The following is a 14,912-nucleotide window of genomic DNA, read 5'->3' as shown; positions in this document are numbered from 1 at the left end:
GGGCCGGTGACCAGGGCCAGGAAGCGCAGGTCGGCCCGGTCGGCGAGCCGGGCCAGCACCCGCTTCTGGGTGCCCGGCTCGCAGGTGATGCGCAGCACGAACAGGTCCGCCGCTCCCGGGTACTCGACGTCGGGCATCACCGCGACCCGGACGATGCCGTCCCGGAGCAGCTGCTGGCCCCGGCGCGCCACGGTGGTCACCGACGTCTGGCACCGCTCGGCGATCTCGGTCCAGGTGGCCCGCCCGTCGGCCTGCAACGCCAGGATGATCCGCCGGTCCAGTTCGTCCAGGTGCTCAGGACCGCTGCTCATCCGCCCCCACCTCGCGTAGGAAGGCGCGTACCGTCTCGCGCCACAGCTCGGCCTCCTCCACCTGCGGGGAGTGGCCCGACTTCTCGAACACCACCAGCCGCGCGTCGGGGATCAGGTCGACGATCGTCTGGCTGCTGGCCACCGGGGTGATCCAGTCGTCGCGGCCGACGGTCACCAGCGCCGGGCAGGTGATCCGGTGCAGGTCGGCCTTGATGTCGTACGCGGGCTGGTTCACCGCGAACGCGTGGTTGTGCGTCTCGTAGCGGTAGAACGTGGCCTCGACCTTGGCCTCGACGGCCGCCGGATCGTAGACGTGGTCGTAGAGTGGCAGGATCTCCCGCCAGCAGTCCCGCAGGTCGTCATCGTCACGCACCCGTCCGGTGTTGATGCGGTCCAGCTTGTCGGGGTCGATCTTCACACGGGTGGATGTCTCGGCGTTACGCCGGGCGGCCTTCTCGTTCTCGTGGTCGGCGGAGGTGTCGCGCAGCACGAGGGCGGTGAGCCGTTCCGGGTGGCGGATGGCGTACTCCATCGCGATGAAGCCGCCGTAGGAGCCGCCGGCCAGGACGAACCGCTCCGCGCCGGCCCACTGCCGCAGCGCGTCGACGTCGGCGACCCACTGCTCGTGGGTGAACGGCGGCCGCCCCTCGCTGACGCCGCTGCCGCGGGCGTCGAAGACCAGGACGCGGAACGTGTCGGCGAAGGGCCGGAACGTGGCGCGGGGCTCGGCGCGGGAGCCGAGGCCGGGCGCGCCGTGGTGGGCGATGAGCAGCGGAGCGTCCTCGGCGCCGAAGACCTCCACCTCCAGTTCGTTTCCGTTGATCGGCAGTCGCACGGCGGGCACTCCTCGGGGACGGGACGACGGCTCAGGGGACGAGGATGACGACGTCGTCGAGGGAACGGGGGTAGCTGGTGAAGGGGCGGGCCCCGGATCCGGTGATCAGCATCGAGTCGGAGATGCGGTAGCCGGCGTGGCCGGGCACGTAGATGCCGGGCTCGTTGGAGACGACCATGCCCTCCTCCAGGACGGTCGGGTCGCCGTCGGCCAGCCAGGGCGGCTCGTGCATGCCGAGGCCGATGCCGTGGCCCTGCCGGTGGCGCAGGAACCCGGCCAGGCCGGCGGCGCGGATCACGTCGAGGCAGTGCCGGTTGGCGTCGGCGCAGACCACGCCCGGGGCGAGGAACTCGGTGCCGGCCTGCTGCGCGGCGCGCACCGCCTCGTAGTAGCGGCGCTGCGCGGCGCTGGGCTCGCCGAGGAGGAACGTGCGCTCCCCCTCGACGTACCGGCCGCCGACGGCGCAGCCGAGAGAGAGCATGAACGTGTCGCCGGGGCGCAGCCGGTAGCCCGAGGGCAGGCCGTGCGGGTGGGCGCTGTTGGGGCCGGCGTAGACGAGGCCGCCGGCGAGCAGGGACACCACCACGACGTCGGCGTGGTCGGCGTACATCGTGGTGGTGCCGACCCGGGTGACGTGCGCGGCCAGCTCGGCCTCGCTCGGCAGTTCGCCGCCGGCGGCGAGGGCCTGCTCGACGAGCTCGCGGCCGGCGACCAGCATGAGGTCGGTGATCCGGGCGGCCTCGGCGTGCAGGGCGATCTCCTCGGGCCGCTTGCGCAGCCGGGCCGTGCCGACCACGTCGGCGATCTCCAGCTCGGCACGGGGCAGGTCCCGGGCGATCTCGGCGACGCGGGCGGCGGCGGTGCTGCCGGGGTGGCCGACCCGGCCGGCGACGTCGCGCAGGTGGGTGAACGGCGGGACGCGGCCGGGGAACTCCGGGTAGGACACCAGGTCGGCGGCGGCGTGCTGGGCCTGCGCGTGCTCGCGTTCCAGCTCGGGCAGCAGCAGCCGGGTGGGCCCGTCGACGGGCAGCAGCACGGCCACCGGTCGCTCGCAGGGGTGGTGGAAGAAGCCGGTGAGGTAGGCGACGTCGTCGGGGTGGTCGGTGAGGACGGCGGCCAGGCCGGCGCGGTCGGCGGCGGCGCGCACGTCGTCCTGCACCGACCGGTAGAAGTCCACGGGGAGCCGTTGGGTCGACAGCACGTCAGTTCTCCCGGGTGCGTGGGTTGCGGGCGTCGTTGTAGGCGATGGAAATGAGGGTGGCGGACACGACGAGGGCGAGCATCGCCAGCGAGGGGAACAGGGTGGTCCACCAGGCGCTGGACATCGCGCCGGACTGCTGGGCCTCGTAGAGGATCCGGCCCCACGACCAGCTGTTGGGGTCGCCGAGGCCGAGGAAGGCCAGGCCGGCGGCCGACAGCACGGCCCGGGAGGCGGTGAGCACGACCGACACCACGATGACGGGGGCGACGGCGGGCACCAGGTGCCGGCGGATGATCCACAGCCAGGAGCCGCCGGTGAGCCGGGCGGCGTCGACGTAGGGCAGCCGGACCACGGCCAGGGCCTGGGAGCGGACCACGCGGGCCACCTCCGGCCAGGAGAACAGGGCGATGACCACGACCACCGTGGCGAGGCTGGGCCCGGCCAGGGCGGCGACGAGGATCATCAGGGGCAGCACCGGCAGCGACAGGGCGAGGTCGACGACCGTGCCGACCACGGTGTCGACCCTCGGGAAGTACGCGCCGAGCACCGCGACGAGCACGCCGATGACGATGGCCAGGGCGGAGGAGAGCGCGGCGACGAGCATGCTGATCCGGGTGCCCCAGACGACCTCGGCGAAGATGTCGCGGCCGAGGTTGTCGGTGCCGAACCAGTGCTGCCCGGACGGCGGGGTGAGCACCGCCGGGCCGTAGCCGCCGGGGTAGTCGGCGATGAGCGGGGCGGCGACCGCGACGACGACGAGGGCGGCGAGCACGGCGAGGGAGGCCAGGCCCAGCGGGTTGCGGCGGAACGCGGTCCAGGTGGCGCTCGCGGCGGTCGGCTCGTCGGCGACGACCTGGTCGAGGGCGATGCCGGGGGCGGTCACTGGGTCCTCACCCTCGGGTCGAGCAGGCCGTACGCCAGGTCGGTGAGCACGTTGGCGAGCACGACGGTCGCGGCGAGCAGGACGAACGCGCCCTGCAGGACGGGGTAGTCGAGCTGGGTGACCGCCTCGTAGATGCCCCGGCCGATGCCCGGGTAGGCGAAGACGGTCTCGGTGAGCACCGCGCCGCCGACGAGGAAGCCCAGTTGCAGGCCGACCAGGGTGGTGGTGGGCAGCAGCGCGTTGCGCAGGGCGTGCTTCCACACCACCTTGCGGTTCGGCAGGCCCTTGGCGGTGGCCAGGACGCAGTAGTCCTCGCCGAGGGAGTCGATGAGGGTGGCCCGCAGGGTCAGCACGTAGGAGCCGAGCTGCACCAGGACCAGGCTGACGCAGGGCAGCACCAGGTGGGCGGCCACGTCGAGGTACCACCGCCCGCCGTAGACGCCGGGGCTGTACGCGCCGCCGATGGGCAGCCACCGCAGTTGCAGGCCGAACAGGAACAGCAGGGCGATCGCGACGCTGGGCACGAAGACCGACTGGCCGACGACGCCGCCGACCTGCACGAGCCGGTCGAGCAGCCCGCGGGGGCGGGTCGCCGCCAGCACCCCGAGGGGGATGCCGACGGCGACCGTCACCAGCAGGGAGGACCCGGTGAGCAGCAGGGTCCACGGGAGGCGTTCCAGCAGCACGTCGGTCACCGGAACGGACTGGGTGATGGAGACCCCGAGGTTGCCCTGGACGAGCTGCCACAGGTACTTGCCGTACTGGACGAGCAGGGGCTCGTCGAGGCCGTACTGGCGCAGCAGGATCGCCTGGGTCTGCGGGGTCATGTTGGGGGTGGCGACGGCGAGCGCCGGGTTGCCGGGCAGCAGCCGCAGCAGCAGGAAGGTGATCGTGGTGGCGAACCAGAGCGTCAGGACCGCCCGTCCGAGCCGCCGCGCGACGAAGCCGACAACCGGTGGCATGTGCTCAGCCGACCTTCCGCGCGTTCGCCAGGGACTGCGGGTCGACGACCGACAGCAGCTCGCTGGGCTTGACCACGAAGCCGTCCCACTTGTCACTGTGGGCGACGTACAGGTTCTGCATGTACATGACGTTGTCGTAGACGTTGTCGTGCACGAGGGTGGCGGCCTGCCAGATCAGGTCCTTCTGGGCGGCCTTGTCGGTGGTCGCGGTGGCCTTGGTGATCAGCGCGCTCAGCGCCGGGTCGTCGACCTTGGTGTAGTTGATGGCGCCGTCGGGCAGGAACGTCAGGGCCATGTTGGTGGCCGGGTCGTCCATGATGGCGAAGTTGCCGGCGTAGATGTCGTACTCGCCGGCGGCGGTCTTGGCCAGGTAGGTGTTGCGGTCCATGCCCTGCAGCTCGATGGTGATGCCGGCCTGGGCGGCGTTGTCCTTGACCAGCTGCGCCCACTGCGCGGTGACGGCGTCCTGGAGCGAGTAGATCATCGTGAGCGGGCGCAGGGTGCCGACGCCGGACTCGCCGACCAGCTTGCGGGCCAGCGCCGGGTCGAAGGCGTACTCCTTGAGGTCGGGCTTGACGAAGTCCTTGAGCACCGGCGGGATGGGGCTGGAGCCGGTGGTGACCGCCTGGCCCTGGAGCACGACGGAGCGGATGGCCTCGTAGTCGACGGCGTGGGCGAGGGCCTGCCGCACCTTGAGGTTGTCCAGGGGCTTGCGGGTCATGTTGTACGTCATGTGGGCGTACCCGAGGCCCGGCACCTCCTGGACCTTGACGCCGGGGGTCGACTGGAGGGTCTTGACCTGGGCCGGGGGCAGGGCGTTGGCGATGAGGTCCACGTCGCCGTTGCGCAGGGCGAGGATCTCGGTGTTGACGTCGGGGTAGACCCGGTAGACGACCTTCGCCACGTTGGGGGTGCCGGCGGGGGCCATCGGGTACGGGGTGACCCGTTCCAGGGTGTAGCTCTGGCCCTTGGCGACGGTGGTGAGCTTGAACGGCCCGGCGCTGACCCAGTCGCTGTTGTTGGCGAAGGTGCCCGCGTCGGGGGCCTTCTCGAAGACGTGCTTGGGCACGACGTTCATCCAGAAGCCGACCTCGTCGACGACGGTGGCGTCGGGCCGCTTGAGCTTGAGCTCGACGCGGGTGGCCGTCGGGGCGGAGGCGGACTCGACGTTGGCGAGCTGGCCGTAGACGACGTTGCCGGCGGGCTTCTTCGTCATGATCGTGTTGATGGTGTACGCGACGTCGGCGGCGCTGACGGCGGTGCCGTCGCTCCACTTCATGTCACCGCGCAGCTCGTAGAAGCCGGTGGTGGGGTCGCTGTAGCCGCGGTCGGCGGCCAGGTACGGCTGCTTGGCGCCGTTGGCGTCGATGGTGAGCAGCCGCGGGTACATCAGGTTGGTGATCCAGCCGTCGGTGCGGCTGTTGCCCAGCAGCGGGTTGAAGTTGACCACGTCGGTGGTGGTGGCGATGGTGAGGGTGGCGTTCTTGTCGCCGCCCTGGGCGGCCGACTCGCTCGGCGCGCTGGGGCTGCAGGCTGCCGCCGCGGCCACCGCGGCGAGCGCGGTGACGGCGACGAGGGGTAGGCGGAGACGCATCAGACCCAGACCTCCTCGAGGACGCGGATGGTGTTGCCACCGATGACCTTGCGGATCTCGTCGTCGGAGTAGTCGTGGGCCACGAGCCACCCGATGATGTTGTAGAAGCACTCGGCGGGGTTCTCCAGGCCGTCGACGTACTCGACCTTGGGGTACTCGACGCGGCCGTGGGCCTCCTTGGTGGACAGGTTCGCCGCGAAGGCGTCGTGCAGCCCGACGTGGTCGCCGAAGAGGGTGTCGGGGCCGAAGGCCACGTGGTCGATGCCGATGAGGTCGACCGCGTGGACGAAGTGGTCCATGACCGACTCCAGGCTGTGCCGGGGGTGGGCCGGGGACAGGGTGGTGTGCGGGGCGGCCTCCAGGCCGAGCACCCCGCCGCGCTCGGCGCAGGCGGCGATGACCGCGTCGGGCTTCATCCGGTTGGTCGGCCACACCTCGCGGGAGCCGCAGTGGGTGATGAACACCGGCTTGGTGGACTTCTTGATCACGTCCATGGCGGTGCGGTCGCCGGAGTGGGAGATGTCGATGGCCAGGCCGAGCTTGTTCATGCGTTCGACGGCCCGCTCGCCGAAGTAGGTCAGGCCGCCGTCGCCGCGCTCCTTGAGGCCGCCGCCGAGCATGTTGGCCTCGGAGTAGGCGATGCCGATCTGCCGGACGCCGAAGCCGTAGAGCACGTCGAGGCGGTCGACCTCGTTCTCGATCATGGTGGCGGCTTCGAGGGCGAACACGTGCGCGAGCCGGCCGGTCTCGTGGGCGTGGTAGATGTCCTTGAGCGACTCGGCCTTGATCACGTAGTCCTGGTGGGCGATGTCGGCCATCCGCACGCCGAGGTCGAACAGCACGTCGGTGTACTTCCAGCCGGCGTCGCTGGAGATGCAGCAGGTGCCGTCCATGCCGTTGTCGAACACGGCGGTCATGCCGGAGCGGGACAGGCCGAGGTAGCCGGTGGGTTCGCGGCCGGCCCGGATGTGCTCGCGAAGCTGGCCCATGTCCTCGGGGAAGACCTGGACGTGGTCGTGCAGCGAGATGACGATCTCGTCGCGCAGCAGCCGCTGCGTGCGTTCCCGCTGGCTGTCGGAGAGGTCGAGGCCGGCGTAGGCCGGCACCCGGCCGATCTGCTCGGCGTACCGGAACTTCTTGAAGTCCTTGCCGGCCTCCAGGTAGTCGTACGCCGTGTAGCCGGTGTAGCGCTTCGCCTGTTCAAGCATCCGCGTGGGTCCCTTTCAGATTCGCGGCCCGCGAAGAAGGGGCGCGGCCGCCGGGGTCGACGCCCAGAACCGGCGCGACCGATTAGAGGGTTGCAATGATTCGGCACGGAAGTCAAGATGCAGTTCAGGAACAGGCATGGACGGCCATCGCGGCGGGGATTACCGGCACGGGCGTCCGTTATGCGTAGCTGGAGGCCCGCGGTGAATCAGCCAGACGCCCCAACCACCGCCCCACCGGACGGAGGAGGACAGGCCCTGTCGGTACGCGGGCTGTCCGTGACCTTCGCCACCCGGCGCGGCGACGTGCCCGCCGCCGTGGACGTCGACCTCGACGTCGCCGCCGGTGAACTGGTCGCGCTGCTCGGCGAGTCGGGCTCCGGCAAGTCGGTCACCGCGAAGGCGATCATGGGGCTGCACCCGCCGACCGTGCGCGTCGAGGCCGACCGGATCGCGCTCGGCGGCACCGACCTCACCACGCTCACCGAGGCCGGCCGCCGGGCCGTGCGCGGCAACCGGATGAGCATGGTCTTCCAGGACGCCCTGTCCGCCCTGAACCCGGTGCTCAGCATCGGCGACCAGCTCGGCGAGCTGTTCCGCACCCATCGCGGCGCCTCCCGCAAGCAGGCCCGCGCCGCCGCCGTCGACCTGCTCGCCCAGGTCGGCATCCCCGCCCCGGCCCGCCGGGTCGACGAGTACCCGCACCAGTTCTCCGGCGGGATGCGCCAGCGCATCCTCATCGCGATGGCCATCGCCCTGCGCCCCGAGCTGATCATCGCCGACGAGCCGACCACCGCCCTCGACGTCACCGTCCAGGCGCAGATCCTGGAGCTGCTCAACGGGCTGCGCCGGGACCTCGGCATCGGCATCCTGCTGATCACCCACGACCTCGGCGTCGTCTCCGAGGTAGCCGACCGGGTGGTGGTCATGTACGCCGGGCGGGTCGTGGAGACCGGCGCCACCGCCGAGGTCCTCGGCGCGCCCGCCCACCCGTACACCGACGCCCTGCTGCGCTCCGTGCCCCAGGCCCACCAGCGCGGCGACGACCTGTACGCCATCCCCGGCACCCCGCCCAACCCGGCCCGCAAGCCGCCCGGCTGCGCGTTCCACCCCCGCTGCGACCGGGTCGTCGAGCGGTGCCGCACCGAACGCCCCGCGCTGAGGGTCACCGGCGGCCGCGCCGCCGCCTGCCACCGCACCGAGGAGTTGTCGCATGCCGTCACCGGCTGAACCGGTCCTGGTCGCCACGGACCTGCGCAAGACGTTCACCACCGGCCGGGCCGGGCTCGGCCGCACCCGGGTCAGCGCCGTCGACGGGGTGAGCCTGCGGCTGCACGCCGGGGAGTCCCTCGGCATCGTCGGCGAGTCGGGCTGCGGCAAGTCCACCCTGGCCCGGCTGCTGGTCGGCCTCGAACGCCCCGACGCGGGCCGCATCGTGGTGCGGGGCCGCGACATCACCGGCGTGCGGGGGCGGGACCGGCGGCTGCTGCGGCGACAGGTGCAGATGGTCTTCCAGGACCCGTACACCTCGCTGGACCCGCGCATGTGCGTGCGCGACCTGATCGCCGAGCCCCTCGTGGTGCACGGCCGTGGCGACCGCCGCGCCCGCGCCGACCGGGTCGCCGAGCTGCTCGGCCTCGTCGGGCTCGCGCCGGAGCTGATGCACCGCTACCCGCACCAGTTCTCCGGCGGGCAGCGCCAGCGCATCGGCATCGCCCGCGCCCTCGCCCTGGAGCCGGAGATCCTCGTCTGCGACGAGCCCGTGTCCGCCCTCGACGTCAGCGTCCAGGCGCAGGTGGTGAACCTGCTGCGGGACCTGCAACGCCGGATGGGCATCGCCCTGGTGTTCATCGCCCACGACCTGTCCGTGGTGCGGCACGTCGCCGACCGCACGGCGGTCATGTACCTCGGGCGGCTCGCCGAGATCGGCGACACCGAGACCGTCTACACCCGGCCGGCCCACCCGTACACCCAGGCGCTGCTGTCCGCCTCCCCCGTGGTCGACCCCACGGGCCGACGCGGCGGCAGCCGGCGCATCGTGCTCGCCGGCGACCCGCCCAGCCCGTCCGACCCGCCGCCTGGCTGCCGGTTCCACACCCGCTGCCGGCTGGCCCGCGAGCAGTGCGGGCAGGTGCAGCCCGTGCTCGGCCCGACGCCGGGCGACGCCGACCGCGAGGTCGCCTGCCACCTCTCGGACCTGGCGCTGCGGGAGGGCGCGGGCGGCGTGCCGGCCCGGGCCTGACGCCCTTGCGCCGGTGCCCCATGCTGGGGGCGGGATCCGTGTGGCGGCCGGCGAGGAGGTGTCCCTGCGCCCATGAGGATGCAACCTCGGCAGCAGCTGCTGGAGATCTGGCGGGCGACGGCGCGGCTGTGCTATCGCGACGGCACCTGGGTGTGGGGAGGGCGCGACGGTTCCAACTCGATCAGCGACGCCGAGCAGTTGCTCTGCCTGATGCTGCCCGCCACGACCGATCCGCGGTTCGTGCTGGAACGGCCGGATGCGACCTCCGACGACGCGCTGCGGGCGCTGGCCGACCTCGGCGACTCGATCGGGGTCCCCCGGCTGCTCGTCCGCGTCCTCAGCGAGTACCTGCAGCGGTACACGGACCCCGACGGCACCCCGGTCTTCTCCGGCGCGGGCTACTTCCACGTCGACGGGTCCGACGAGGTCAGCGTCGAGCAGGCCGGGATGGACATCGTCGACTCGTACACCATGTCGGTGCGGCTGTCGCTCGCGGCGATCGGCTTCGCCCGGGTCTTTCGCACCGTCGTCACCCGGGCCCAGCTTCGCGCCGAGATCAACGAGCTGGAGGAGCAGGCGAGCCGGCGGCTGACGGCGGCGATGGTCGGGCTGCTGCGCAGCTTCGCCGTGTCCGTGTTCGAGGCCGACTCGCCGGCCGGCCGGACGCTGATCCGCACCGTCAACCAGACGGGGCTGCCCGACCGGATGGTCGTCGAGAGCCTGTGGCAGGGGCTGGCCGACGTCCGGGCCGCGCTGCGGGGCGTCCGGATCGCCGCGCCCGACGTCACCGACACGCTGGACCACCCCGGCCGGCTGTTCGAGTGCGGCTGGTCCTGGGGCGTCCTCAGGGACGCCCCCGAGGTGGAGGTCGGCGAGGAGGTCGGCGTCCAGCGGCCGGGCGTCGCCGAGGCCGCGCCCTACCTCTACTTCTCCCTCGCCGCCCTGAACGGGATCGAGGAGCTGTTCTCCGAGCGGACCCGGATCCTCGGCCTGCTGACCGAGGAGCAGGAGCGCCTCGCCCGGGCGCTGCAACTGCGCTGGGACATCACCCAACGCTACTGGTCCACCGTGGCCAGCTTCGGCACCGCGCGCTGGCCGCTGGAGGACATCCCGTGGCGCACGACCGACGACCAGGAGTCCGACTACTTCAGCCTCCTGGTGACCGCGATGACCGTGCAGGACCTCATCCAGCAACGCTCCCCCGACACCGAGCTGGGCCGGGTGGCCCGGGTGCTCGACGAGCTGGCCGGGCGGGCCCGGATCGTCCGCCGGCCATTCGCACGCGATCCGGCGGTCGCCCTGCACTCCCCCGGGGTGCTCATCTCCCTCGTCGGCAGCGAGAAGGCCGGTCCGGGCCGGCTGCTGTGGCCGTGCACCGACTTCTCCCCGCTGCTGCTCAAGCGCATGCTCGGCCTGGCCGGCCTGATGCGGGATCCGGGCCTGCGCGGCGAGCTGCTGCGCCAGGCCGACGAGGTGTGGGACCACCTGTCCCGCCGGCGGATCAGCGACGGGCCGGCGCGCAACCTGTGGGACCAGGTCGTCAACGTGTACCCCTTCGTCGACGACCGGCACGACCTGCCGTCGTGGCGGTACACCGAGCGGGTGGTCGAGTGCCTGGTCGCGGCGGCGCGGCTGACGGGCGGGCCGCCGCTGCGCAGCGAACGGCTCGTCGCCTACGGGGAGGACCTGCTGCTGGAGGCGGAGCACCTGTTCAGCCAGGAGCTGTTGAACGGGGCCGACACCGCCGGCCCGGCGATGCGTCAGCACCTCCAGGCCGTCCAGGCCGGCCTGGACCGCGCCCGGCGGATCATCGACACCCGGCCCGGCACGGCCGCGGCCCTCGCCACCCGCGTGCTGCAAGAGCTGGACCGGCTGGCCGCGGCGCGCCGGGACGTGGAGTAGGCCGTGCTGGTCTTCGCCGCCTCGGACAAGGGCGGAACCGGGCGGTCCGTCACCGGCTGCAACATCCTCTACCGGTGGGCCCTGGCCGGCGTCGACGTCTGCTACCTCGACTTCGACTTCGGCTCCCCGACGGTGGGCACGATCTTCCAGGTCGACTCCGTCGGGCGCGGCACTCCGTCCGGAGGGCTGCACAGCTACCTGACCGGCTCGGCGGCCAGCCCGCACCGGGTGGACGTGTGGACCGAGAGCGAGCGGCCCGGGCTGCGCACCCGGCCGGCCGGAACGGGCCAGCTGGTGCTGTTCCCCGGCGACGAGGGCGGCGGCGAGTTCCCCATCGACCCCGGGACGGTCCAGCGCTGCGCCCGCCTGCTGTTGCGGCTGGAGGAGGAGTTCGACGTCTGCCTGGTCGACCTGAGCGCCGGCCGATCGTACGCGACCCAGCTCGCGCTCGCCGTCACCGCGCAGCGTGCCCTGGCCGCGGTGCCGGTGCGGTGGCTGGTCTTCCACCGGTGGACCCGCCAGCACATCCTCGCCGCCGCCGGGCTCGTCCACGGCCGGCACGGCATCGCGGACGCGGGGGAGGCGCTCGGGCACGACCGGTCGGCCCTGCTGGATTCGATCAGGTACGTCCGCACCGCCGTCGTCGACCTGGACTCCGCCGAGCTGGCCGGCCTGCGCCCGGGTCAGCTCGCCTGGTTGCGCGCCTGCAACCAGGACCTCCAGGAGCTGGCCAGCCGCAACCGCATGGGGCGGACCACGCTGCTGGGCAGCGCGCCGTTGGAGCCGCTGTTGCAGTGGCGCGAGCAGATCATCTCCGACAACGACGTCTGGGGCCGGGGAATCGCCAACCAGGCGACCGTCGAGGCGTTCGACCGGCTGGCCCGCGCGGTGACCGACGCCGACGCGTGGGAGAGCCTGTGACCGCGCCCGGCCCGGGCGGGCCGGAGCCGACCGGGCCGGCGGAGGTGCGTTTCGAGCAGGCCGGCGCCCGCCGCCGGGTGGAGGCCGTGCCGCTGGCCCGGCTCTCCGTGGAGCTGGGCCACCTCCGCCAGGCCGACTACGCCGAAGGCCCGGACCGGTACCGGAGACTGTTCGCCACGGTGGCTCCCTGGTTCCGGGCGGCCGCCGAGTCCGAGCGGCGAGGCGCCGACGACGCCCCCCGGGTGAGCACGTGCTACCTGGTGGACGACTACCTCGCCGACCCGGGCCCGCCCCGCGAGGTCGTGCCCCTGCTGCTGCGGGCCGCCGAGGAGCACGGCGTCGCGATCGACTACCTGGCCCGCGAGTCCGCGTGTGCCCAGGTCGGCGACGTCTCGCCCGCCGCGATCGTGGCGGGCAGCCTGGTCTGGGAGCCGACCCCCGGCACGAACGGGACGCGGCCGCCGCCCACGGTCGCCGGCTGGTTGTCCAACGGGCAACGGTCGGGTCCCGGGGACACCGCCGAGGGCGGCCAGGCGATGTCGCCGGGTGCGCAGTGGGTCCCGCCGCGGCAGAACGTCCCCCGGCGGCACTCCGTCTTCGTCGACGTCGAGCTGTGGGACGAGCGCGACGGCGTGCGCACCTGGTCGTGCGCGTTCCTCGCGGGGGTGTGGCAGCTGCTGCGGCTCGGGCTGCTGCGCGACGCCGGGCGCCCCGTCGCGCGGCCCCGGCCGTGGCGCGGCGCCTTCCCGGACTCGTGGGCGGAGCTGCCCGCCGTGGTCCAGCTCGGCGACCGGCCCGCGCCGTTCTGCGCGTACCGGACGTTGTCGGTCCTGCCGGGCGGTTTCCTGCCGGTCGAGACGGCGGTCCGGACGATCCTCGACCAGGTCGCCGTGGACCCGGCGGCGGCGCGGCAGGTCCGCGACCGCGCCGCCGGCGAGGGGCTGGCCCTGCCCGGGCACCCCGTCGACCGGCTCCGCTACGTGTTCCTGTGAGCGGTCGGCAGGTCGGGGCCGAGCTGCTCCGCCGTCGCCAGCAACGCGACGACGGCGGCCACCCCCGCCGACAGCGATCCCACCTGCTCGCGGATGCCGCCGAGCACCGCGTACTCGTCGGCGTAGAGGGCCACGAGCGGGTCGATGCTGCGTTCGTCGAGGGTCCTCCGGGCGGCGTCGGCGAGGTGGCGCACCTCGCCCGGGTCGTCCCGCAGGAACGCGTCGACGTCGGCGAGCAGCCGATCGACGCGGTCGGTGGCCACCCGGGACGGCCACGAGACGCCGTGCGCGCGCAGCCGGGGGGCGACGTCCCTGCGCAGGTGCCGCCAGGTGGCCTCCGCGTCCCGCAGCACGTCCCTGGCCGACGGGGCGTCGCGCAGCCCCGCGTCGCACAGGCCGACCGCTTCCGTCCACAGGGTGAGCGCCTCGGCCAGGGCGGGCCCGAACCGATGGTCGGCCAGCCCGGGCAGCAGCTCGTCGTCGAGCCGCCGCAGGATGCCGGCGGCCCGCTCGGCCAGCCGCCGGTCGGGGCACAACGGCGCGAGGTCGGCGGCCAGTCGCTCGGCCGTGACGTGGGCGACGTGCAGCGCCTCGGCCCGCTCGGTGCGGCGTCCCTCCACCGCGGTCACCCGGCGGAGCACGATGAGCGCCAGCGGGATGCCGAACAGCGCGCCGACGAGCGAGGACATCAGGTTGGTCAGGAAGGGCCGGTCGTCCCACCAGCCGAGCTGGTCGCCGACCACCCCCACGACCGTGCCGAGCCCGCCGGCGGACCACATGCCCAGCGAGGCGACCCGCACCGGCCGCCCGGTCTGCGCCCATGCCTCGCGCAGGCCCGACAGCCCGCTCACCGGGGGCCGCCCGGCCGGTGCAGGGAGGCGAGGCCCACCCGGTCGCGGACCCAGGTGGCGCAGCTGTCCCACTGCCGGCTGAATCCCACCTGACGGTCCAGGCTCGCCCACAGCGGCGCGGTGGTCCGGTCCGGGCGCGCCGCCGGCATCCACAGGTGCAGGAGGTGGTCGACGATCGGGCGCAGCCGCCGCACCGCGTCCGCGCCGTCCGCGCCGACGGCCCTGTCGATCAGATGGAGCAGGCCGGTGAGCAGCCAGTCGTGCAGGGCGACGTCCTCGCAGAAGGACCTGACCTCGTCCCACGGGTCGCCGGCGGCGGGGGCCAGGCCGAGGCGCAGCGAGCGCAGGTGCCCCTCCTCGACCCCGAAATCGATGTGCGCGGTCGTGGTGTGGCGGGCGGTCCAGCGCAGCCGCGTGCGCGGGACCCGGAAGGGCGCGCGCCGGTCCAGGCCGGCGGACTGGACCACGTCCATCAGCCGGGTGTTGATCGCGCCCAGGTCGAGGCCCCCGCCCGGCTGTTCGCTGGTGAGGAAGTCCTCGTCCGCCCGGTCCGCGAGCCGGCCCCCCAGCGGCTCCAGCACGCCGGGACGGGCCAGGTAGTGCGACCACACCGCACGCCGTCGCCGGCTGTCGGGGGTGATCCGCGCGAACGAGGACGCCTGCACGACGTGGCCGCCGGTCACGGTGGACCGGGACGACACGGCCCCGACCACCCGGGTGCCGCCCGACGCGCCGCCGAACCGGCAGTCCACCCCCGTGAGCAGGGACGGGGAGACTGCGTACCGGATCGGCCGGTCCATGATCCCGACCCGTTCCCCGGGACGCAGCCGCAGGACCTGGGCCACCGTGCTGGCGGAGAGCGCGGTGGAGTGCTGCAGGAGGCCGGTGTGGACCTCGCCGATCAGCAATGGGGCCCCTGGCCCGGTGGTGTCCACGTCGATGCGTCCCTCGAACCCGCGAACCCGCGTTGCCCGGATGCGCTCCATCGTGGACCATCGTCGCAACCCGGCGGC

The 14,912-nt window shown here is 73.3% G+C and carries 14 protein-coding genes (1 of these 14 cut by a window edge); 5 read left to right on the top strand and 9 right to left on the bottom strand.

Annotated elements, in window-relative coordinates:
- The 7 genes in view from O7628_RS27765 to O7628_RS27735 are tightly spaced (at most 31 nt apart) and all read right to left on the bottom strand, a layout consistent with a single transcriptional unit that may run on beyond the window.
- Positions 1-311 carry the 5' portion of an Lrp/AsnC family transcriptional regulator gene (locus O7628_RS27765; protein WP_278135073.1) on the bottom strand. It extends 670 nt beyond the left edge of the window, so the window shows 311 of its 981 coding nt (coding positions 1-311); it begins with the start codon at positions 309-311; its stop codon lies off the left edge, out of view.
- Positions 295-1,146 carry an alpha/beta hydrolase gene (locus O7628_RS27760; RefSeq protein WP_278135071.1) on the bottom strand — a complete coding sequence of 284 codons (852 nt, stop codon included), beginning with the start codon at positions 1,144-1,146 and terminating at the stop codon, positions 295-297. Before O7628_RS27760 ends, O7628_RS27765 begins: the two co-directional genes overlap by 17 nt.
- A gap of 31 nt (positions 1,147-1,177) precedes the next feature.
- A complete protein-coding gene (locus O7628_RS27755) occupies positions 1,178-2,347 on the bottom strand; it encodes a Xaa-Pro peptidase family protein (protein ID WP_278135069.1) in 1,170 nt (389 codons plus the stop codon).
- Between the two features lies 1 nt (position 2,348).
- On the bottom strand, positions 2,349-3,230 hold the full coding sequence (locus O7628_RS27750; RefSeq protein WP_278135068.1) for an ABC transporter permease: 882 nt from the start codon (positions 3,228-3,230) through the stop codon (positions 2,349-2,351).
- Positions 3,227-4,192, bottom strand: coding sequence for an ABC transporter permease (locus O7628_RS27745; protein WP_278135066.1), 966 nt, complete (start codon positions 4,190-4,192; stop codon positions 3,227-3,229). The genes O7628_RS27750 and O7628_RS27745 overlap by 4 nt, the downstream gene beginning before the upstream one ends.
- Before the next feature lie 4 nt (positions 4,193-4,196).
- A complete protein-coding gene (locus O7628_RS27740; RefSeq protein WP_278135064.1) occupies positions 4,197-5,786 on the bottom strand; it encodes an ABC transporter substrate-binding protein in 1,590 nt (529 codons plus the stop codon).
- A complete protein-coding gene (locus tag O7628_RS27735) occupies positions 5,786-6,994 on the bottom strand; it encodes a membrane dipeptidase (RefSeq protein ID WP_278135062.1) in 1,209 nt (402 codons plus the stop codon). Before O7628_RS27735 ends, O7628_RS27740 begins: the two co-directional genes overlap by 1 nt.
- A gap of 276 nt (positions 6,995-7,270) precedes the next feature.
- Between O7628_RS27735 and O7628_RS27730 the strand changes: the two genes are divergently transcribed.
- The 5 genes from O7628_RS27730 to O7628_RS27710 all read left to right on the top strand — a co-directional run bounded on the left by O7628_RS27730 (position 7,271) and on the right by O7628_RS27710 (position 13,048).
- On the top strand, positions 7,271-8,221 hold the full coding sequence (locus O7628_RS27730; RefSeq protein WP_278135060.1) for an ABC transporter ATP-binding protein: 951 nt from the start codon (positions 7,271-7,273) through the stop codon (positions 8,219-8,221).
- Positions 8,205-9,233, top strand: a complete 1,029-nt coding sequence (locus O7628_RS27725; RefSeq protein WP_278135058.1) for an oligopeptide/dipeptide ABC transporter ATP-binding protein — start codon at positions 8,205-8,207, stop codon at positions 9,231-9,233. Before O7628_RS27730 ends, O7628_RS27725 begins: the two co-directional genes overlap by 17 nt.
- A 72-nt stretch (positions 9,234-9,305) precedes the next feature.
- Positions 9,306-11,135 (top strand): SCO2524 family protein, encoded by a 1,830-nt coding sequence (locus O7628_RS27720; protein ID WP_278135056.1) that lies wholly within the window; start codon positions 9,306-9,308, stop codon positions 11,133-11,135.
- A gap of 3 nt (positions 11,136-11,138) precedes the next feature.
- Positions 11,139-12,056, top strand: coding sequence for an SCO2523 family variant P-loop protein (locus tag O7628_RS27715; protein ID WP_074476050.1), 918 nt, complete (start codon positions 11,139-11,141; stop codon positions 12,054-12,056).
- Positions 12,053-13,048 (top strand): SCO2522 family protein, encoded by a 996-nt coding sequence (locus O7628_RS27710; protein ID WP_278135054.1) that lies wholly within the window; start codon positions 12,053-12,055, stop codon positions 13,046-13,048. The genes O7628_RS27715 and O7628_RS27710 overlap by 4 nt, the downstream gene beginning before the upstream one ends.
- Here the strand turns inward: O7628_RS27710 and O7628_RS27705 are convergent.
- Both O7628_RS27705 and O7628_RS27700 read right to left on the bottom strand, forming a co-directional pair.
- Positions 13,033-13,899, bottom strand: coding sequence for a hypothetical protein (locus O7628_RS27705; protein WP_278135053.1), 867 nt, complete (start codon positions 13,897-13,899; stop codon positions 13,033-13,035). The two genes, O7628_RS27710 and O7628_RS27705, sit on opposite strands and share 16 nt — an antisense overlap.
- On the bottom strand, positions 13,896-14,885 hold the full coding sequence (locus O7628_RS27700) for an SCO2521 family protein (protein WP_278135052.1): 990 nt from the start codon (positions 14,883-14,885) through the stop codon (positions 13,896-13,898). The genes O7628_RS27705 and O7628_RS27700 overlap by 4 nt, the downstream gene beginning before the upstream one ends.
- Positions 14,886-14,912: the final 27 nt, after the last annotated feature.

Origin of the sequence: Micromonospora sp. WMMD956 (assembly GCF_029626125.1) — a bacterium.
Lineage (GTDB): Bacteria > Actinomycetota > Actinomycetes > Mycobacteriales > Micromonosporaceae > Micromonospora > Micromonospora carbonacea.
This window is presented reverse-complemented; position numbering and strand designations above follow the sequence as displayed.